This window comes from Fusibacter sp. QWL-12 (assembly GCF_058683495.1).
This window is the reverse complement of record NZ_CM178745.1, coordinates 630194-651216: the sequence shown is the minus strand read 5'-3', so window position 1 is coordinate 651216 and position 21023 is coordinate 630194. Positions and strand designations below refer to the sequence as shown.

Here is a 21023-nt window from a genome sequence, read left to right as displayed (position 1 = left end):
AGGAAATAAATGAGTGCTGACTTGATGAGATTATTAAATTCTATAGGTAAATCAGTTTTTGTGGAGTACTATGATATTTTTTCTTCAAGCAAATTATCAACGGATGAAAAAATTGAGAAACTGCCTCGGAAATATTCAATCAATGGATCCAGAACAAGAATCAATTGTGCAAATAGGATTTTTGAACGTGGTCTTGAAAAAGATGCACTAAGAATTGTAATTCAAGCTAGAGTCGATGATCATATTAAAGCAAGAGCAACTTATCTACTTCAGAATGCAAAGTAGAAAGGTAATTTGGAGGCAATCATGAAATTTGGATTTAGAAAGCCCAGCTTGAGAAAGAGAATCTCAGCGCGGACAAGTATCAATAGACAAGTTGTTCATCGTGCGGGTATTAAAATGCCACTAGGTTATGGCTGGATTAGGAATCCTAAAAAGTATGCTTATAATAAAGTCTATAATAGGACATCGTTTGATATTTTTAGATTCCTAAAGAAATTATTCGAGTGAGGAATGCTGAGGGTCAGTGGCGTTTAAATATTCAAAATGTCCATAGTTCGGATATGAAAGAAGGTATTTATGTCCCCAAATGAGAACCTACTCAATGAATTTAATGCTGTCATTAATGAAACACAGCAGTTACTGGATTCTAATACTGAATGGATAGCAAGGTATGATTCCTATGCGGATGTAATGATTTCAAAATTAGAGTTAATCAACAAAATTCGTGGTCAATTCAGGGAATGGTCACCGCTCAAAATTTATATTCATACGACTTCGATTAAACAAGCGGTTAGCTCTGTGACCTTTGATGTTCGATATCTAGGTCAAAATGTTGCGCGGCTGACAGGACATCTGAATGGTATACATAAACTGAGTACGTCAAATTTTGATGAGACAAACTTAAGAGATTTTGAGTGTCCGATCAAATTGAAAAATGTGGATTGGACCAGTCCGGAAGCGACTACATTCAGGAAATTTTATAAAGATCGACAGGCTTTACGGATTAAAGCGGATAGTAATAAGAGAAATGAAGAGCATCGATTAGAAAGCTTGTGGTTGACTGAACTTTCGAAAAAAGAAAATAAAGTACTGCCTTACGTTAAACCAGTTTTGATTGAAAAAGTAAGATTTTCGATGCCAACACCTATTAGTGCCAGCAATCATAAGAGAATAAAATATTCGGGTATAAGCGGTGGCGGTATCGATTTATTTGCAAGAACAGGCACTGGAGGACGAAATACCAAACTTTGTATTATGGAATTAAAAGATGAAAATACTAGGAAAGAACCTCCAAAAGATGCAGTCAAGCAAGCGGTAGCCTATGCGACATTTATTAGACGGCTACTCAGAAGTACAAGTGGATATAAATGGTGGCGATTATTTGGATTCAATAGTGAGATCCCGGAGCGATTGGTTTTGTTTGCAGCTTGTGTTATGCCTTCTAGTGCTTGCAATGACTATTCATTTAAAGACATTGAATTTGACATTATGGGAGATCTGATTAGACTTCAGTATGTCTATTTTGAAGAATCAGACAATAGAATCGATAAAGTGATTACAAGCTTATAAACGCCATAAATGTGGAGGGCGATTTGAAGATTACTATTTACAGAGGTGCGAAAGAAATCGGGGGCACTTTCATTGAAATAAAAACTTCTTCTACTCGAATTCTACTCGATGCGGGGTACCCTTTGTTTCTTAATGGTGATGCCATCAATCAGGATTTTCAAACATTGAGTAATGAAGAACTCCTATCTTTAGGGGTGTTGCCTTCAATATCAGGACTTTATTATTGGGACCATAAGTCTTTTGATGCGGTAATCATATCGCATGCTCATACCGATCATTTTGGATTGCTCAAGTATATCAATCCTGAAATTCCAGTATATATGTCAAAGGGAACAGATGCGCTAATTAGATTATCTCAACACTTTAAGATCGCTGAAGCCTTTGATTTGAATATCAATGCGTTTGAGTTTTATAAGAATTTTTGTGTTGGTGACATTAGAATTAAGCCCTACCTAATGGATCACTCTGCGTTCGATGCGGCAGCATTTGAAATCCAAACGGGTGGGAAGACGGTTATTTACTCCGGAGATTTTCGTGCTCATGGTCGTAAATCTATTTGCTTTGAAAAGTTCATTAAGAATGCTAAGAAAAGAGCGGATATTTTATTGGTTGAAGGTACGGTTTTAGGTAGAACAGAACAAAAATACTTGAGTGAAGATGAACTTGAAAACATGATTGTTCAAGGGATGAGAGACGTTGATGGGCCATTATTGTTTCAATCCTCTGGACAGAATATAGACCGTTTGGTGACGTTTTACAGGGCTTCAATAAAACTCAATCGGATTTTCGTCGTGGATGTTTATACGGCAAACGTTTTACATGAGCTACGTCAGTTAGGCAATAATTTGCCTTATCCTTCAACGGATTATCCTAATATCAAAGTGTTTTTTCCATATCGATTAACGAAAAAGATATTTAATGAAATTGGCGAAAATTATGCGAGACGATTCTCTGCATATAGAATTTCAAGACAGCAACTAGAGCAGATCCAAAACAAGGTTGTTATGATTTGTCGTCCATCGATGCTTGCGGATTTAAAAAGCAGTAAGCTGAAGAATGGTGTTTTTTTCTACTCACTGTGGAGTGGGTACCGAATTTCAGAATATCAGCAGGGGTTTGAAAGTGAGCTTCTGAATTTGAACTTTAGTATCGATACAATGCATACAAGCGGGCATGCTTCAGTGACTGATATTAAGCAGCTCATTGATGAATTGAATCCTAAAAGAGTAGTGCCGATTCATACGATGAAACCGGAAGAAATTTTAACGTTTGCGAATAATGTGTTCTTGAGTGAAGATGGTGTGGCGTTTGATGTGTGAGATGATGGGAGGCGTTATGAAGATAGCATTAATTTCCTGTACAAGTAGAAAAATGGACAGTTCTTGTCGAGCATCTGACATGTATTCTCCTAGTCCAAGATTTAAATTAGCTTATGATTATGCAAAGAAAAATTCAGATTTGGTCTATGTTTTATCTGCCAAACATGGTCTTCTACACGAAAACGAAATCATTGAACCGTATAATGAAACTTTGAATGGAAAGTCCGTTGATGAGCGCAAAGCCTGGTCTGAAAAAGTACTATTCAAGTTGTCTGAAATACATGATTTGAAGCAGGACGCGTTCTTAATTCTTGCAGGGCGAGTTTATAATGAGTTTTTATTGCCCGAGTTAAACCATGTTGAATTACCACTTGAAGGATTGTCTATGGGCAGATGGATTCCAAAACTTAGAGAACTTAATAATGAATCAAAATGTGTCAGATTACATAGACTATTTAATGACATACCCCGCTATGATTGGTCGAAAATTGATGACATTCCATTTGAGAATGGAATCTACATTATGTTTGAAACAGATGAATATTTTGAAGAAACAAATAGAATTGTGCGAATAGGTACTCATAAGGCTGATGGACGTTTAAAAAGTAGGCTCAAAGACCATTTCCTGCGCAGGAACAAAGATGGGAGTATTCTTAGAAAAAATATAGGTCTGGCTTTACTTCATAAAGAGAATGATCCATTTGAAACCATTTGGGCATTAGATGGCTCTAAACCTGAAATAAGACAATATATTATTGATAATGATCTACTGGATGAAATGAAAACTATTGAAAATAACGTGTCTGATTATCTTAAGAATCATATTACGTTCGCTTGTATTAAGGTGGATACGAAACAAGTGCGCCTGGAAATTGAAGAAGGATTAATCGCGACCTTGAATCATTCAGAAGATTTTTATCCATCCTTAAATTGGTTGGGACTTTCTAGTCCAAAACCTGAAATCACAGATAGTGGACTATGGAATACTCAGGGGTTACAGGGGAGGTCGTTGACCTTTGATGAAATAAATAGGATTGGTTGTGGAGATGTTTTTAGTGTACAGAGTGATACTAAGATAAAGCCAAAAGCAGTTATCAAAAAGATCAGTGAGAATGTGTATTTTAGCGCCAAGATATCTAATAAAACCAATGAAATCCGACTTTTTATAACTAACGTAAAGGAAGACGCAAAATCTAAGGGTCTTGATTATATTGACTTAGTATCTGGTGATATCCATCGACAACTTAAGTTATCAAATAAGCTGCCATCTGTATGTGCAGCCATGTATGGTGTAATGGGTGACAAAGATATAGTGCTAAAGACAACACCAAGTGGAAAGAGTTCAACAATTATGATTAGATATTTTTTATAAAATGGAGAAAGTGACCTAATGCCAATTGAAATCGCGTTATTGATTCAATGGAGGCTTTTAGCGCTAGTTCTTTAGTATTACTTTAAAAACAACTTAAACATGCTTGAAATGAAGCAATATTAGTGTACAATTAAAGTAACTTTAAAAATAGTTAGATAATGCTTTAAAGTAAGCAATATCAAGAAAGAAGTGAAGTGATATGAAAGAATACGAACGTTTATCCAAAAAAATAACTTTTTCATTAAGTGATGTGACAGCCATTACTGGAAATGAAAGTACTTCTACTTCGTTAATTAGTCGATGGCTTAAGAAGAACTATCTTGTGAGGATCCGAAAGGATTTATATACATGCATAGACTTAACCACCGGTGACGTAATAGCTAATAAATATCAAATAGCTACAGCAATTAATGAAGGCTCATATGTGGCTTATCATACAGCGTTTGAGCTACATGGAATGGCGAATCAGGTTTATAATATAGTATATGTTTCATCAAGCAAAAGGTTTAATACATTCGAATTTATGGGGATAACTTACAAGTTTATAAAATCTGATTTTGATGATGGTGTTATTGAAGTTAGGAACACTGAAGGGATTAAGGTTACTGATGTAGAGAGAACCTATATTGATAGTGTGAATCTTGTTTCAAAAATTGGTGGTGTCGAAGAACTCATTAATATCACAGAAAGCCTAGACAGACTTGATGTAGAAAAACTCATAAAGTATTTAGATCTGTATGATAAAAAAGTGCTCTATCAAAAAATAGGATATTTTCTTGAAAATTATTATGTGGGCGAAAAGCTTGATGATGATTTTTATGAAATGTGTAGAGCCAAATCAGGAAGCAGTGTGCGATATTTACTGGAGGGACGTGAAGGTAGATTTAATGATCGTTGGAATTTGGTAATACCAGTAGAGTATACATTGAAAAGCGGCGGACAAGGAGAACCGGATGATTTTATATGATAAAAAGTATTTGAGTAAAATGGCTGCTGAAAGTGGATTTAATAGAGATACCTATGAAAAAGTCCTACGATTAATGGATGTCTTAGAATTTCTTAATACAGATGATTTACTTAAAGACCGTCTAGCTTTAAAAGGCGGAACAGCCATTAATTTGCTTGAATTTAATCTTCCAAGATTATCGGTGGATATAGATTTGGACTATACGATAAATGCTAGTGTTGATGTCATGAAAATGGATCGTGAAGCAATAAGCGATAAGATTTTTAAGTTTATGGAAGAGCAAGGGTATTTGAGGAAGAAGAGCGACAGGCAATCCTTTATCTTGGATTCTTATTATTTCACATACAATAATTCTGGTGGAAGTAAAGATAATATTAAGTTTGATATCAATTACGCTATGAGGGCACATCTATATGATGTGGAGAGACGATTGGTTCTGCCAAAGGCATTTGGTATGGAAAATCCAGTTAATGCACTTAATAGTATTGAGATTTACGGTAGTAAAATTAATGCATTGAACAATCGTGCAGCAGCTAGAGATCTCTATGATGTATACAAACTTGTTAAAAGTGACATGTTCAAGGAGTCTATGAATGCGTTAAGGAAATCCGTCATATTTTATCATGTTTTGACTAGCGACATAATAAACGGTGAGTTTGATTTGAAAGCTGCAAATAAACTGAACCAAAACAGCATTTTAAGGGAATTAGTCCCAGTTCTAAAAAAGGGTGAAGTGTTTATCTTAAAAGATTCGTTGGAGGAGGTAAGAGAATTTGTCAGCGATTTAATGAAGATAACTGACAAAGAGAGGGCATTCATTAGCAGGTTCAGTAATGGTGAGTACTGCCCAGATTTATTATTTGAGGACAAGAGAATTTTGGATAATATTGCGAATCATCCTATGGCTAGATGGAAGGTGGGGCAGTTAAAAAAGGATTGATATTTAATAAGAGTTTTTAAGAATAATGAAGGTGAAATATCGAGTTGGTGAAGATTATTCAAGTAAGAAAGGTGAAACTATGCTATTTGAAATCGTAAGAAACGACATAACTAAAATGCACGTTGATGCTATCGTCAATCCAACTAATTCTGAAATGTACGGCGTTGCGGGTGTGGATGGCATGATTCATAAAATTGAAGGACCACGTTTGCGAGATGAAACAGCCAAAATGGGCCCATTGGCACCGGGAAAGTGTGCTTTAACAGAGGCGTTTAACCTCCCTGCAGGCTTCATCATCCATACAGTTGGCCCGATATGGAAAGATGGCAATAGTGGTGAGGAAGAGGTTTTAAAAAGCTGCTATAAAAATGCGCTGGCGCTCGCAAAAGAACGAGGCTTTGAGAGCGTTGCTTTTCCACTCATTGCGTCAGGTGCTTATGGCTATCCGAAGGACATTGCGCTGAGTGTCGCCATTAGTTCCATCGGGGAATTTCTGCTTTTTAATGAGATGACGGTCTATTTGGTCGTCTTCGATAAGAAGGCCTATCAACTTTCTGAAGCTTTATATGCTTCCGTGGAATCCTACATCGATGATCATTACATAGAGGAACACAAATTTTCAAATCGATATAGGGAAACCGAGAGACGAGAGATCGCTTATTCAGTACCCTATTCACCAAAGCAACAGTCGCTGGATGATGTCATCAAGCGCATGGATGAAACGTTTGCTGAGATGTTATTGCGACTGATTGATGAACGTGGCCTAAAGGATCCTGACGTCTATAAAAAAGCCAATGTAACCAAGCAGACATTTTCTAAAATCAGAAACAATAATCAGTATACCCCAACCAAACAGACTGCGGTGGCGTTTGCGATTGCTTTACAGCTTAATCTGGATGAAACGAAAGATCTATTGCTCAAGTCTGGATTTGCTTTGTCTAATAGCAATTACTTTGATGTGATCATCAGTTATTTTCTCGAATCAAAGCGCTATGATGTCAATGAAATCAATGCGGTTCTTTTCCACTACAACGAAAAATTATTGGGCTATTAAAAGTCAATTGACAGGTTACCTTAGTAAGCGTAAAAAGATGTATCCTTAAAACATCAAATAGATGAATGGAGGATGCATCATGAAAAAAGGATTAACAGAACTGGTTTTTATCATGGACAGAAGCGGATCGATGAATGGCCTGGAAAGCGACACCATCAGCGGGTTCAACAGTGTATTAGCGAAACAGAAAACGGAGGAAGGCGAAGCACACATCACCACAGTTTTGTTTGACGATAAGGTCGAGCTGCTTCATGATCGTTATGATCTAGAAAAGGTATCGATGATAACAGAGAAAGAATATTATGTAAGAGGTTCCACGGCATTACTAGATGCCATCGGAAAAACGATTCACAAAATGGGCAATGTCCAGAAGTATGCTTCAGAATCTGAGCGTGCTGAAAAAGTCATGTTCGTCATCATTACAGACGGCATGGAAAATGCCAGTATCGAGTACACCTATGACCAAATCAAAAGGATGATTGACCGTCAGAAAGAAAGATACGGCTGGGAATTTATCTTTCTAGGCGCCAATATTGACGCCATAGAAACGGCAAAGCGATTTGGCATCGGAGAAGATAGAGCTGCAAATTACCATGCGGATAGCAACGGCACACAGCTCAATTATGAAGTAATTAGTGAAACCGTTAGTATGGTTCGCTCGAAACGTGCGATTGAAAAAGGATGGAAAGACCGAATTGATAGAGACTTTGACTCTAGGAAAAGGCGGTAATACTATGATTGGTGCAATTATTGGGGATATAGTTGGCTCGAGGTTTGAGTTTGATAATCATAAATCAAAAGACTTTGAATTGTTTACGGATGAATGCTTTGTGACAGATGATTCCATTATGACGCTTGCTGTTGCAAAGGCTTTAATGGAAACTGAAAGAACGTTTAAGAACGGTGAAGATGGTTTTAGATTAAGTAAAGACTATTTTGATAGATTGGCTGAAAATACGGTTTTATATATACAGACGATTGGTAGAAAGTATCCTAACTGTGGGTATGGAGGACGTTTTGGGCAGTGGATTTTCAGTGAGAATCCTAAACCTTATGATAGCTATGGCAATGGAGCTGCGATGCGAATCAGCCCCGTGGCTACAATTGCTGCGAGTGAAGAGGAATTAATAGCATTGTCAAAAGTGATAACGGGTGTCAGCCACAATCATGTGGAAGGCATGAAAGGTGCAGAAGCAACCGCCATGGCCATCTACTTGGCTAGGACGGGTCATGGTAAAGATGAGATGCGAAAAGTTGTTAGTGATCAGTATTATAACTTGGATTTCTGTCTTGATGATATTAGAACAGCTTATAGGTTTAATGAAACATGCCAAGAAACAGTGCCACAGGCAATTCAGGCTTTTCTTGAAGCGGAGTCATTTGAAGAGACGATTCGCAATGCCATTTCACTCGGTGGTGACAGCGATACACTTGCGGCTATAGCCGGGAGCATCGCTGAAGCGTATTATGGTGTACCGGATGTAATGTTGGAGAAGGCTTTGGGGTATTTGGAGGGTGAGTTATTAGAAATTTATCATGAATTCAATTCAATCAAATAAAAAATCGGAGGATATCTAAGAATGAGAAAACAGTTTACATGGACAGCGATTTACACAGAACTTGCTCTTAAACTGATTAATTTCAAAAATGATAGGACTGAATTACTGAAAATTTTGAATGAAGTTTTTGAGGAAGCTGGAGTCAGATCTTATTTGAGCGAGGGAAACGGTATTCCACTTAATGATATATGTCCCTTTACTGTATTTGGAACATTTAACCGTGGCATAACTGATTCGACTAGAATTAACTTACTCTTAGCATTTAAGAAGCAGTTTAATTTAGTTTCGCCTGTACCAGAAGATTTTAATGGTATCCCGGTTCTTAATAATATCAATTCAATGTTTTTTCAATTTCAAAAAGACCGTGGTGTAAATGACATTGATAACCTTTGGGAAATGTTTGACGCTGCTCTTAATCACGCAAAATTTAAGAACCAAAATACTAAAGAAGCTTTTTGTATTGCATTCGATGAAGTCGTAAAACAGAAGGGTGTTTTCTGGAACTTAACGATGGGTTTATTTTGGATCGCTCCATTTGATTATATTAACTTAGATCAAAGAAACAGAAGTTCAATCGATTCAGTTAATCAGTCTTATTTTGAGGGAAAAATTCCAAGTTTGAAGAAAATGCCTACAGGAGAGGAATACCTTGAAATTGTTGAAATGTTTAAGATTAAATTCCAAGATGATAAATTCGGCAGTAAGTCTTTTCCAGAATTTTCATACGGATCTTGGCAGTTAACAAAAGACTTATCCATGCATGATATCGTATCTAAAGCTAGTTTTCTAAAGTGGTTTGAACCGCTATTAGAAGCGTTGAAAAAGTTAGGCGGTAAGGCTACGCCAGTTGAAGTAAGGGACCAAATTGCGAAGGATTTAAACTTATCGGACGACGTCATTAATGAGCGCAGAGGGAAAACACAAACTAAGAAATTTGATAACGAGCTTGCTTTTGCACGTAATTATTTAGTCTATGAAGGATTAATAGATAAATCGGAGCGTGGTGTGTGGACACTGACTGAAGCAGGTTGGGAAGCAAAAATGGATGTCAATTTGGCCGGTGAAATATTTAAACGTGAAGCAGCTCAACAAAAAGAGAAGAAGATTTCTGAGGAAAGCAGTATATCCATCGGATCTTCATCAGAAAGCGTGAAGCGATACTGGATATACGCTCCAGGTGAGCAGTCCTATAAGTGGGAAGAGTTTTATCAAAATGGAATTATGGGACTTGGTTGGGATTATCTTGGAGATTTGCGTGGCTATCCTGATAAGGAAGCTGTTAGAACAAAGATCAAATTACATGAAGGCACAAATGGATCATTTAAGAATGCTGTTCATGCAACTTGGCAGTTTTCTAAGGTTATTAATATTGGTGATATAGTTTTTGTTAAAAAAGGAAGGACACAAATTATTGGCTGTGGTGTTGTGACTTCAGATTATATTTTCGATGATAGCCGTGATGAGTATAAACATACGAGAAAAGTCAACTGGACGCATAAAGACCAGTGGGATCATCCTGGAGATGCTCCCGTTAAGACACTTACGGATATCACTGACTATACAGAATATGTCGAAAAATTGATTGCGCTTTTGGAAATCGATGAATTTGCGACCGAGGAAGATAAAAAAATACCAAATACACTTTATTCAGAGGTTGACTTTTTAACAGATGTCTTTATGGATGCCGACCAGTTTCATACTCTGAAACACCTGATAAAAACTAAAAAAAATGTTATTTTACAAGGGCCTCCTGGGGTAGGAAAAACGTTTGCAGCTAAAAGACTTGCATACGCTATAATGGGAGAAATAGATCCAACTCGTGTAATGATGATTCAGTTTCATCAGAGTTACAGTTATGAGGACTTTATAATAGGATTTAGACCATCGGAAAAGGGATTTAAACTAGTAGAAGGCCCCTTTTATAAATTCTGTAAGAGTGCAGAAGACGATGAACGCGACTATTTCTTCATCATCGATGAAATCAATCGCGGAAATTTAAGTAAAATCTTTGGTGAGCTTTTGATGCTTATTGAAAGTGATAAGAGAAACGAACATTTGAGATTACTCTACTCAAATGAAAGATTTACTGTGCCTAAAAACGTTCATATAATCGGAATGATGAATACAGCTGATAGAGGTCTTGCTTTAATTGATTATGCACTTAGAAGACGATTTGCATTTTTCGACATGGAACCGGCTTTTGAATCAAATGGCTTTAAAGCAATGGTTATTACTGCAGGTAATGAAAAGTACGAACAATTAGTAAATGCCCTACAGCAGCTAAATCTGGCAATTGAAAATGATGAGTCTCTAGGATCAGGGTTCAAAATTGGACATAGTTATCTTTGCCCAGAAAAGGAAGTCAACGATGAATGGTTACAAAGTATAGTGAAGTATGAGCTCATGCCATTATTAAGAGAGTATTGGTTTGATGAACCTGATAAGATACTTTACTGGGAAAAGCTATTGGTAGGTATCGTGAATGATTAAAATTGAAAATATTTATTATATGCTCTCTTATGCATTCAGAGAATTAAAAGCAGAAGAACGTAAGCATTTAGGCACTGAAACTTTTGATAATGCTATAGATTTATTAGCAGCTATACTCGCAAGAGGATTGAATGATCAGATCAAACGTGGCATGCATAAAGACTACAAAATTATGACTGATAACTTGAAGTCGCCAAGAGGAAAAATAAATGTCTCTTCTACAATTTCAAAACAATTGATGTTGAAGAAACAGGTACTATGTGAGTACGATGAGTACACTTTAGACATCATGATGAATCAAATTTTGAAAAGTACGGCTTACCTCCTCTGTCGATCAGAAGAGGTAGGTATGGTTCACAAGAAGAATCTTAAGCGTTGCATGCAATATCTAGGCGATGTAAGCTACATTGATTTAAAAAAAGTGCCATGGAAAAATCTGAGATTTCATGGTAACAATACAAGTTATAGATTCTTGATGAACATCTGCTATTTTATTGCTGATGGCTTGATAATGTCTGAAAAGGGTAGTGCTTTAAAGCTAAAACGCTTCGTCGATGATCAACAAATGAGTAGGTTATACGAGAAGTTTTTACTTGAATATTTTAGAAAGCATTATTCTCAGTTTAAGGTATCTGCATCGTTTATTGATTGGCAAACAGATGATGGCATGATTGCTTTACTACCCCAAATGAAGTCCGATGTCACCATTGAGTACAATGGGATGACCATGATTATTGATGCCAAGTATTATGGCAAATCGATGCAATCCAATCAGTTTAGTGATCAAAAGACAATTCTTTCTAACAACTTATATCAGATTTTCACATATGTTAAAAATAAAGACCAAGGCAATCTGAACAAAGTTAAAGGTATGCTTTTATACGCAAAAACGGATGAAGCAATCACACCGAATGAAAAGTATGAAATGAGTGGTAACACCATCTATGTTAGAACATTGAATCTGGATTGTGATTTTTCTAGTATTGAGGCTCAATTGGATGAAATCGCGCAGATTATAATTGAAAGTGCAAAGTAAATTAATGATTTGATTTATTTACGGAATCAAAGAGTTTGATCAATCGAAAATTATAAGTTATATTGGGCATTTAATGCATGATATCTCGGACAAAACCAAGTTCTTTAGCTTGTTTCCCCAACAATAACTTGTTCCACTCAGGCATTTAGATTAACCCCCTTACTGAGGATTGATCTAATATTTTCAGGGGCGAAAATCATCCAATCCTTATGTAGAACAAATTGCTTTGAAAGGGTATCTTTTTCGGAATACAGGTAACTTTTTGATTTTGGAATTTTGCTTCTGCAGTAATCAAAAAATGGTTTTGTGATGCCTAATTGTTCTGAGAATTCTGTGAGCAAGAAGCCAGATTTTTGATATAAATTCGCCTGCCCGTATTCATCAAGATAGGTTATCAGCTTATCAGTTCGTAGTGCAGGGACCAATAACAGACAACGGAGTAGCTCCTCCAAACCACCAATTTTCTCAAAAGAATAGATACTATCAATGACAGTTCTTTCAAGATCTGTGACTCTGATTCCTGTATTACTTGTAATTACTCCAGAGTCAATTTTCGGAGAAAACCTGGTAAAGGTAATGCCATCAAAAGAAAAATCAGTGAATCTGCTAGTTGTCGATACAAATACCTCGTGAAAAACTTGATTAGCATAACCATAGTATTCAAATGCACTGTGATGAGAAATATATGCATCCTCAGCAATATGAGTTGCTATTAAAAACCGGTTAGCGACAGGTTGCTTCGTTTCCAGGCTGATTGCTGCATATAAATTTCTTCGAATTCGATCAATATAGCCGTTTTTGACATAATCATTTAGTATTGAGTGCGCTGCTTTTTCATTTCCAATGAGTTCAACAACATCATTTCGCGAAAAACAACCCAACTCAAGTAGCTTGTCTATATATTTCATCACAACACCTCCATATCTATTATCGCACAAAATATTCCTTTTATCCAATGTTACGCGCAAAATAAGGAATGGATATTCGGTTTATTTCCTCATTGATCATTTTGATGGAAGGCAATTTGCCGCCTTCAAAAGCACTGAATGCATCTTTTGCTGTTTTTGAATAGTTGAACAGATGCTTTTTCAGTTCGTTAAGATTTTTAATGTAAGGAAATTGATGGTTTAAGCCATTTGCTTAAGATTAAAAACTTTTGCCCAGCGTTCATAAGCAGGTCCTTTTGTTTGTTGAAGTCTAGACTGAAGATCTAAAATCAGGTTTAACTTTGTCGTGTTTCGGTTGTTTTTTTGCACTGCTTTTGGAGGATGGATAGCCTTACCAGAAACGACTGCTTTAAGTTCCGCTTCAGAATAACCGACACCAAGAGCATCCAAACTTGTAAATCGCTTTTGACCGGGTGCTTTAAAAAAGTGCGTATTTCTTTTTCTGATTTCGTATGACATGGATTCGAGCTGACTTAATAGAGCGTCAAAGGCATATGGTTGCTTAGCTATAACCGTATCAATGCTAAATCTAAGCTTTTCCTGCCATGTAGTCATAGCCAGAGTTATGACTTTAAACTGAAGTCATCATAATTAGCGCTTTTGTCGCGCAATCATCCACCATATTACGGCCTGCGCCGCTTTATTTATTTCCATCAGACATTACTCCGTTTACATGGTCTTTGCCCCAATAGGCCTTTAAATCATAATCTGGTTGCTCAAGCCATTGATTGTAATAGTCAAGTTTGTAAAGTGTTTCCACTATCAATGAATGACCTTCCCAAATCCATTGTCCAAAATCAAACTCTAGATTTTTATCATTTACTTGCCAGAATAAATGCCTATTTTCATGGCATTCAATTCAGGATAGTGTCCGACAGTGTCTAGCGAAATGACGTTGTTAGCCCCATCCCAATTCACAGTATATCTCGCAATTAAAAATAATTAGATCCTTCAATGTTGTATGCCATAAATGAAACATCTTGGTTGTTGATTGTCACACTGGAAGTGGTGAGCTTCACGGTCACGTCCTGAGTAGACTAAGGGAAAATTAACAACAATACGACCAACATCAGTTGACCAAAATTTACGAACAATTTTCTTGTAATCACCGTATGCGGCCTCCTTTAACAATTGGAATTGCTGTCATTATTCTTGTACCTGATTTCATTTCAAATAATCTATGAATTTGTATATACAAAATGTAATACGATACTTTTGTTCTTTTTATTTTCAGCTTTACTCAAAAATAAGTTGTTAAAACATTCTCATAATAGTATAATTAATTTGATTTTCAAATTATTCTATATGGGGGTATGTTTATGAGTATGTTCTGTTATCAATGTCAAGAAACTGCAAAGAACACTGGCTGTACGATTAAAGGTGTTTGCGGTAAAAACGAAGAAGTCGCTAAATTACAAGATTTATTGATTTACAGTTGCAAGGGAATCTCAGAAATTATCATCAAAGGCGCATTACAAGTAGAAAATTTGAATGAAGCAAATCATCAAGTATTAAAAAGCTTATTTATTACCATTACAAATGCAAACTTTGATGAAAATGCAATAGAAAAACAAATCCAAAAGAATATCCAAATCCGTGATGGTTTGAAGGCAAAAACAAATGGCTTACATTTAAGCGATGCAGCAACTTTTACGGTGTCAGATCGTACCTCCATGTTAGAAAAAGCATCTTCAGTTGGCGTGTTAGCCACTGAAAATGAAGATGTGAGATCTTTAAGAGAACTTGTTATTTACGGGTTAAAAGGTATGGCTGCTTATACGCATCACGCTTTAAACATCGGTAAAGAAAATCACGAGATTAACAAATTTATCTATGAAGCTTTATGCGCAACGCTTGACGATTCGCTATCTGTGAACGACTTGGTTGCATTGACATTAAAAACTGGTGAGTTTGGCGTTGCAGCAATGGCATTATTAGATGGTGCAAACACATCCAAATATGGCAATCCAGAAATTACAAATGTAAATATTGGCGTTCAGAAAAATCCTGCAATCTTAATTTCAGGTCATGATTTAACAGACCTTGAGCAATTGCTTGAGCAAACTAAAGGAACTGGCGTTGATATCTACACGCACAGTGAGATGTTGCCAGCACACTATTACCCACTGTTTAAAAAATATGATAACTTAGTGGGCAATTATGGTGGCTCATGGTGGCGTCAAGTGGATGAATTCGGGCCATTTAATGGACCTATTTTGTTCACGACGAACTGTATCGTACCACCAAGAACAGAAGAAATCAGAAATCGCATCTTCACAACAGGTGCTGCAGGATTCCCAGGTTGCAACCATATCTGTGCAGATGAAAATGGAAATAAAGATTTTTCTTCAGTTATTGAACTTGCAAAGGGTTTGCCTTCGCCTACTGAAATTGAAACAGGTTCGATTGTAGGTGGATTTGCACATGAACAAGTATTCGCACTGGCTGATAAAGTGGTTGATGCGGTTAAATCTGGCGCTATCAAGAAATTCTTTGTCATGGCAGGCTGTGATGGACGCATGAAATCAAGAGAATATTATACTGAATTTGCTGAAAAATTACCAAAAGATACGGTTATTTTGACAGCTGGATGTGCGAAATACAGATACAACAAACTACCACTTGGTGACATTGGTGGCATTCCTAGAGTACTAGATGCAGGTCAATGTAATGACTCGTATTCATTGGCTCTCATTGCGCTTAAACTTAAAGAGGTATTTGCTCTAGATGACATCAATGAGTTGCCAATTGAATTCAACATCGCGTGGTATGAACAAAAAGCTGTTATTGTATTACTCGCACTACTTTATCTAGGTGTTAAGAATATTCACCTTGGTCCAACATTACCGGGCTTCTTATCGCCAAACGTTGCAAACGTATTGGTTGAAAATTTTGGAATCGCAGGGATTGGAACAGTAGAGGATGATATAAAACTTTTTATGTAAATGAATGATTGAAGCAGCCTAAAAATAGGCTGCTTCTTCTACGGTAGGAGGATTTGTGAAGGTAAAGCATCAATTGCTGATTACGCATGGTATTCTTGTGATGTTGGCATTAACGATTGTATTGATTAATATTTTTTCTTATACTCGGATGGAGAATGATGCAGCATTAATTAATCAATCGGGGAGAATGAGAGCGTACAGTTACAATATGGGGCTCTTAGCGAATAGAATCAGCCAAGAAACGGACGAAGTACAAAAGGTGGCATTGAAGTCTGATCTGAAAAGTAAGTTGACCAATTTCGAAAGCAGCTTAAATGAACTGATGCTCTCTGATTCCAATTTGCTTAAAGATGAAGACGTAAAAGCAAAGCTTATTTATATCAGTAAAATGTGGGAAACGTCATTTAGGTCAAAATATATGTCCATGATATCAGAAGATTCAAATACAGAAATCTGTGATCAAATTAATTCAGAAGTTGATTTGTTTGTAGAAGATGTGAATCACTTTGTAAATTTGATATCGGATGATGCACAGCAAAAGGTCGTTGTCGCAATCTATATGAATGCAGCTTTGGTTCTCCTCATTGTTAGTGTAACCTTATATTCATTTCATTCGACAAACAAACATGTTAGAAAGCCAATGATGACACTGATAAATGAGTTGAAAGCCTTATCGCTTATTGACGATGAAGTATCTGATAAGCTTAAGAACATTGACATCAGTGAATTTAAAGAAATGTCTCTATACTTTAATGAACTCATGTTCGATCAACTTACAAAAGTGTATACACGTAAATCAGGTTTGGCAAAACTTAGTAAATTAGTGGGCCAGGACAATCGACGCTTGCTTCATTTTAGCTTATGCTTTATTGACATTAACGGCCTTAAAATGGTAAACGATATTTTGGGTCACAATTATGGAGATGAATTGATTGTTAGTGCGATTGATGTCATTAAAAATGAAATCCGAGAAGACGACTACGTTATTCGAATGGGTGGCGATGAATTCTTGATTGTTTTTAGCAATATCAATTCTCAAATTGCTGAGACCATTTGGGAGAGAATCAATACACGCTATGAAGAAATAAATGTGACGGAGGATAAACCATTTCTAATAAGCGTCAGTCATGGCATTGTCGAATATGAGCATGTAAACAGGTCGAGAATTGATGATTTGATCAAAAGAGCCGACGACAAGATGTATGTTGAAAAGAAATACCTAAAAGAGGCTGTAAAAATTAATGTCATAAAGTAAATTTAAAAGTCCTTAATGGGCTTTTTATTTTTGTAACGTTAGTTACAGAAAAGTCAGGGTAAATATTATATAATGTTAATAACCAAATGACTAACCATGGAGAAAAGTATGTTGTCAATTTTTGTACTGGATATAAAAACCCTTATGGGTGTTTTGGTGTGGGGAGATCTCGCGCTGGCGATTTTGATTTTTGGCTATTTAAAATTCCATAGTGGTATTGATGAGAAAAATCCAATTCGATTTTTTGGCATTGCAAAATTCCTTCAGTTTTTTGGCTGGTTATTGTTGTTTTACAGAGGAAATGTTTCGGATTTGATCTCAATTTATTTTGGAAACATTATTCTATATCTAAGCTTTTTCATTGAGTCTTTGGTTATGCTGACTGTGGTTAATAAAATGACTAAGAAATGGCGGAGGATTCAAGCAATATTGTTTATAATCTTCAGTATGCTGATCATCTTGGTTGATTTAGGATGGGGCGAGGCAAACTTAAGAGTAGTTGTATCTTCCTATGCAATTTTTTCTTTACTTGCTATTCCAACTTTCTTTTATATTTTTTGCAAAGATGACTTGCCATTTAAAAAATATGTTGGCTTATACATGCTGGTATTCTTGATCTTCTTATTTTACAGAGGTTCACAAGCACTTTTTTCAGCTGATATATCATTGTTTTCTCAATCCCTCGCTCAAAGCGCTACGTTTATTACGCTGATTTTATTATTGTTTATCAGTGGTGCAGGTTTTTTATTGATTATGTATGAAAAAGCTGATCAGAAAACAAAAGCGCTAGCAAGTCTTGATTATTTGACGCATATACCGAATCGACGATTTTTTATGGACAAGGCTTATGGATATTTTGAGCGACATAGGATTGCTGAAAGGCCTATGAGTGTTTTGTTTATTGATATTGATTTTTTTAAGCGTATAAACGATCAATTTGGTCATTTGGCAGGCGATGAAGCGCTTAAACAGCTTGCTAAAATTCTTCAGGAGAGCATTCGTCCTACTGACTTGTGCTGTAGATACGGGGGTGAAGAGTTTCTTGTATTACTGAATGAAACCAGCGAAGAACACGCGATGATTGTTGGGAAACGTATTTATGAAAACGCAAAAGAAATCAACATAGAACGAGATCCAAAACAAAGCTTTACCATAAGCATCGGAATCTATTCGGGCATTCCAACAGAAAATGACACGCTGGAAATATTCATTGATAAAAGTGATCAGACGCTGTATAGAATAAAAGAATCAGGAAGAAACAGAGTCGCTATGTTTAACGAGTTTTTTGAAGAAGAGGAGAACGATGGAACATAAGGATAATAAATCGGAAATGATCAAATCGGTGGCTTTTAGGCTGTTTTTAGACAGAGGTTATGACGCAACGACCATACGAATGTTGTCTAGAGCTGCAGGTGTTGAAGCACCAAGTATTTATCACTATTTTGGCTCAAAAAAAGGATTGTTTTATGCAATATCTGAATCCTATCTAGAGGACTATCAAGAATTGTTAAAAGAATCGATGAAGCACTGGGGCGCCGATCCAATGGACAAAATATTTGGGTTTGTTAAATTCGCTGTTTGGTACACTATGAATCATATTGATGAAACTAAGTTTTATCTTAGATATCGCTTGTTTTGGCCCGCTGAATTATCAGAAGATATGGAAATACATTTTCATAAAACAAATGATCAAAAGGAAGACTTGTTAAGAGATGCTATTCGACTATGTATCGAAACCGGCAGTTGTAAGGTCGATGAGCAAACTGCATATCGAAGTTTGATTAATTTTGTAGATTCGTGTACCTTCAACATCATTTTCTCAAACTGGCGTCCCGATGAACAAGAGTTAATAGAAACATGGCAATTGTTTTATCAAAGCAGAATAAATTGGAAAAAGGGGATTATGAATTATGAAAATCAAGCATAAATTGTTATTAACTTTTGGAACACTGATTATTTTATCTTTTGTAATTGTCGTTATTAATTACTTTACTTATCAGACCATGGAAAGTGACGCGAATTTTGTTAATGAAGCGGGCAAATTACGCGCCACAGGTTATAGAATGGCGCAGCTTTCAAATATTATTTCAGCCAATGCTGATATTCAAAAGACTACTGAACTTGAAAATACAATCTTTATGTTTGATGAAATTCTACAGGATATAACTCTAGGAAATCCAAGCAAAGGATTATCGGCTTTGTCACATGACAAGACAAGTGTTCAGTTAAAATCCATAATAAATGAATGGCAAACGGTGTATAAACCAGCTTTTGTGAATGTTAAAGATTCGGGCGATATAGATTCGCTTAAAGTGATTAATGAGACTATTGCCCCTTATGTTACGGCTATTAATGAAATGGTAACAGGATACTCCGCTTATTCAAGCTCAAAAGTGACTTCTGCAAAAGTGACCAATGGTATCTTAAGTTTCGTGGCATTTGTTTTTGGTGTCATTTCATTCTTGTTTTTAAACAAGGGCATTCGAAAACCTATCAACAACTTGATTGTAGAACTTAAAGCTCTCTCTGAAGGAAATGGAGATTTGACCAAGCGTATTGAGGTTAAAGGTAAAGATGAAATTGCTGAAATGACAGGATATTTTAATAAATTTCTTGATGATATTCATAATATTGTCATTGATATTTCAAAAATCTCCACTGTATTATCTTCAAACATGAGTGCAATATCAAATACCACAGAGGAACTCACCAAGTCCACAGAAATGATTGCAGTTTCTTCAATGGATGTAGCGGAAGGTTCTGTTACTCAAAATCATAAGTTAGATGGCCTAAATGAACTGGTTAAAAAACTTAAGAATGACATAGAAGGTGTGGCACAACGGGCAAAACAAACACTTCGTTCTTCTGAAATGTCTCAAGAATCAGTAGTTGTAGGTAATGAGCAAGTGGACATTCAATCCAATGAATTGATTGAGTTTGTGTCATCTATTAACGAAGCATCGAATTCAGTTGAAAATTTAAATCAATCCTCAGTGGAAATCAAAGCAATTGTGGAACTGATACAAAGTATATCTTCTCAAACCAATTTATTGGCATTAAATGCTTCTATTGAGGCGGCTAGAGCAGGAGAAGCGGGTAGAGGATTTGCTGTGATTGCTGAAGAGATTAGAAAACTTGCTGAAGAGACCGCAGAATCTGCCAAGAAAATTAGCGGCATCGTTTCAAGTATTAGTCATAAAACCATAGCTGTAAAAGAATCTATGGACGGACTTGTTGAGAAAACAAAAGTACAAGAAGCGTCCATGGGGACCTTAAAGAAGGAACTCAAGAAAATTTTGGACAGAACAGCCTTAACTTTAGGGAAGTCTCAAGATATTTTAAATATATCATCTAAAGTGAATGAGGATTTTACGGAAATCACCACATCTACCAAGGAAATTCAGGGTATTGCAGAACAAAATTCAGGTAATACACAAGATGTTGCTTCAGCAGTTGAAGAGCAGACGGCATCTTTTGAGGAAGTTTCTGCAAATATTGGTTTAATAAATGAAATGGCAGTAAAACTTACCCAAATTGTAGGTAAATTTCGTATATAGTAACAGGCAT

General features: G+C 36.2%; 18 protein-coding genes. 16 read left to right on the top strand and 2 right to left on the bottom strand.

Annotated elements, in window-relative coordinates; translation table 11 throughout:
- The first annotated feature begins 9 nt into the window (after positions 1-9).
- The 11 genes from AC4PID_RS03575 to mcrC all read left to right on the top strand — a co-directional run bounded on the left by AC4PID_RS03575 (position 10) and on the right by mcrC (position 12309).
- Positions 10-285 carry a hypothetical protein gene (locus AC4PID_RS03575; RefSeq protein WP_492134197.1) on the top strand — a complete coding sequence of 92 codons (276 nt, stop codon included), beginning with the start codon at positions 10-12 and terminating at the stop codon, positions 283-285.
- 294 nt (positions 286-579) lie between these two features.
- Positions 580-1572 carry a hypothetical protein gene (locus AC4PID_RS03570; RefSeq protein ID WP_492134196.1) on the top strand — a complete coding sequence of 331 codons (993 nt, stop codon included), beginning with the start codon at positions 580-582 and terminating at the stop codon, positions 1570-1572.
- A 23-nt stretch (positions 1573-1595) separates the two neighbouring features.
- Complete coding sequence (locus tag AC4PID_RS03565) at positions 1596-2891, top strand: MBL fold metallo-hydrolase (protein WP_492134195.1); 1296 nt, start codon at positions 1596-1598, stop codon at positions 2889-2891.
- Between the two features lie 16 nt (positions 2892-2907).
- On the top strand, positions 2908-4263 hold the full coding sequence (locus AC4PID_RS03560; protein ID WP_492134194.1) for a DUF6884 domain-containing protein: 1356 nt from the start codon (positions 2908-2910) through the stop codon (positions 4261-4263).
- Between the two features lie 199 nt (positions 4264-4462).
- Entirely contained in the window at positions 4463-5230 is a 768-nt protein-coding gene (locus tag AC4PID_RS03555) for a type IV toxin-antitoxin system AbiEi family antitoxin domain-containing protein (RefSeq protein WP_492134193.1), read from the top strand.
- Positions 5217-6170, top strand: a complete 954-nt coding sequence (locus tag AC4PID_RS03550) for a nucleotidyl transferase AbiEii/AbiGii toxin family protein (RefSeq protein ID WP_492134192.1) — start codon at positions 5217-5219, stop codon at positions 6168-6170. Before AC4PID_RS03555 ends, AC4PID_RS03550 begins: the two co-directional genes overlap by 14 nt.
- Before the next feature lie 31 nt (positions 6171-6201).
- Positions 6202-7224, top strand: a complete 1023-nt coding sequence (locus AC4PID_RS03545; RefSeq protein WP_492134191.1) for a macro domain-containing protein — start codon at positions 6202-6204, stop codon at positions 7222-7224.
- 79 nt (positions 7225-7303) lie between these two features.
- Positions 7304-7954: a vWA domain-containing protein gene (locus AC4PID_RS03540; RefSeq protein ID WP_492134190.1), complete on the top strand. Its 651-nt coding sequence runs from the start codon at positions 7304-7306 to the stop codon at positions 7952-7954.
- A 4-nt stretch (positions 7955-7958) separates the two neighbouring features.
- Positions 7959-8783, top strand: coding sequence for an ADP-ribosylglycohydrolase family protein (locus AC4PID_RS03535; protein WP_492134189.1), 825 nt, complete (start codon positions 7959-7961; stop codon positions 8781-8783).
- A 21-nt stretch (positions 8784-8804) separates the two neighbouring features.
- Positions 8805-11273: a DUF8426 domain-containing protein gene (locus AC4PID_RS03530; protein WP_492134188.1), complete on the top strand. Its 2469-nt coding sequence runs from the start codon at positions 8805-8807 to the stop codon at positions 11271-11273.
- Positions 11266-12309: a 5-methylcytosine-specific restriction endonuclease system specificity protein McrC gene (gene mcrC, locus AC4PID_RS03525; RefSeq protein ID WP_492134187.1), complete on the top strand. Its 1044-nt coding sequence runs from the start codon at positions 11266-11268 to the stop codon at positions 12307-12309. The genes AC4PID_RS03530 and mcrC overlap by 8 nt, the downstream gene beginning before the upstream one ends.
- 137 nt (positions 12310-12446) lie before the next feature.
- On the opposite strand, the gene AC4PID_RS03520 is transcribed toward mcrC, so the two are convergent.
- Together AC4PID_RS03520 and AC4PID_RS03515 are read right to left on the bottom strand one after the other, a co-directional pair.
- On the bottom strand, positions 12447-13217 hold the full coding sequence (locus AC4PID_RS03520) for a type IV toxin-antitoxin system AbiEi family antitoxin domain-containing protein (protein ID WP_492134186.1): 771 nt from the start codon (positions 13215-13217) through the stop codon (positions 12447-12449).
- Positions 13218-13436: 219 nt separating this feature from the next.
- Positions 13437-13811, bottom strand: a complete 375-nt coding sequence (locus tag AC4PID_RS03515; RefSeq protein WP_492134185.1) for a hypothetical protein — start codon at positions 13809-13811, stop codon at positions 13437-13439.
- A 764-nt stretch (positions 13812-14575) separates the two neighbouring features.
- Here AC4PID_RS03515 and hcp point away from each other — a divergent pair.
- From hcp to AC4PID_RS03490, 5 genes are all read left to right on the top strand, one after another.
- Positions 14576-16201 carry a hydroxylamine reductase gene (gene hcp / locus AC4PID_RS03510; protein ID WP_492134184.1) on the top strand — a complete coding sequence of 542 codons (1626 nt, stop codon included), beginning with the start codon at positions 14576-14578 and terminating at the stop codon, positions 16199-16201.
- Between the two features lie 55 nt (positions 16202-16256).
- Entirely contained in the window at positions 16257-17456 is a 1200-nt protein-coding gene (locus tag AC4PID_RS03505; RefSeq protein WP_492134183.1) for a diguanylate cyclase domain-containing protein, read from the top strand.
- A 108-nt stretch (positions 17457-17564) separates the two neighbouring features.
- Positions 17565-18770 carry a GGDEF domain-containing protein gene (locus AC4PID_RS03500; RefSeq protein WP_492134182.1) on the top strand — a complete coding sequence of 402 codons (1206 nt, stop codon included), beginning with the start codon at positions 17565-17567 and terminating at the stop codon, positions 18768-18770.
- On the top strand, positions 18760-19383 hold the full coding sequence (locus AC4PID_RS03495) for a TetR/AcrR family transcriptional regulator (RefSeq protein WP_492134181.1): 624 nt from the start codon (positions 18760-18762) through the stop codon (positions 19381-19383). The genes AC4PID_RS03500 and AC4PID_RS03495 overlap by 11 nt, the downstream gene beginning before the upstream one ends.
- Positions 19367-21013 (top strand): methyl-accepting chemotaxis protein, encoded by a 1647-nt coding sequence (locus AC4PID_RS03490; protein ID WP_492134180.1) that lies wholly within the window; start codon positions 19367-19369, stop codon positions 21011-21013. Before AC4PID_RS03495 ends, AC4PID_RS03490 begins: the two co-directional genes overlap by 17 nt.
- Positions 21014-21023 lie beyond the last annotated feature (10 nt).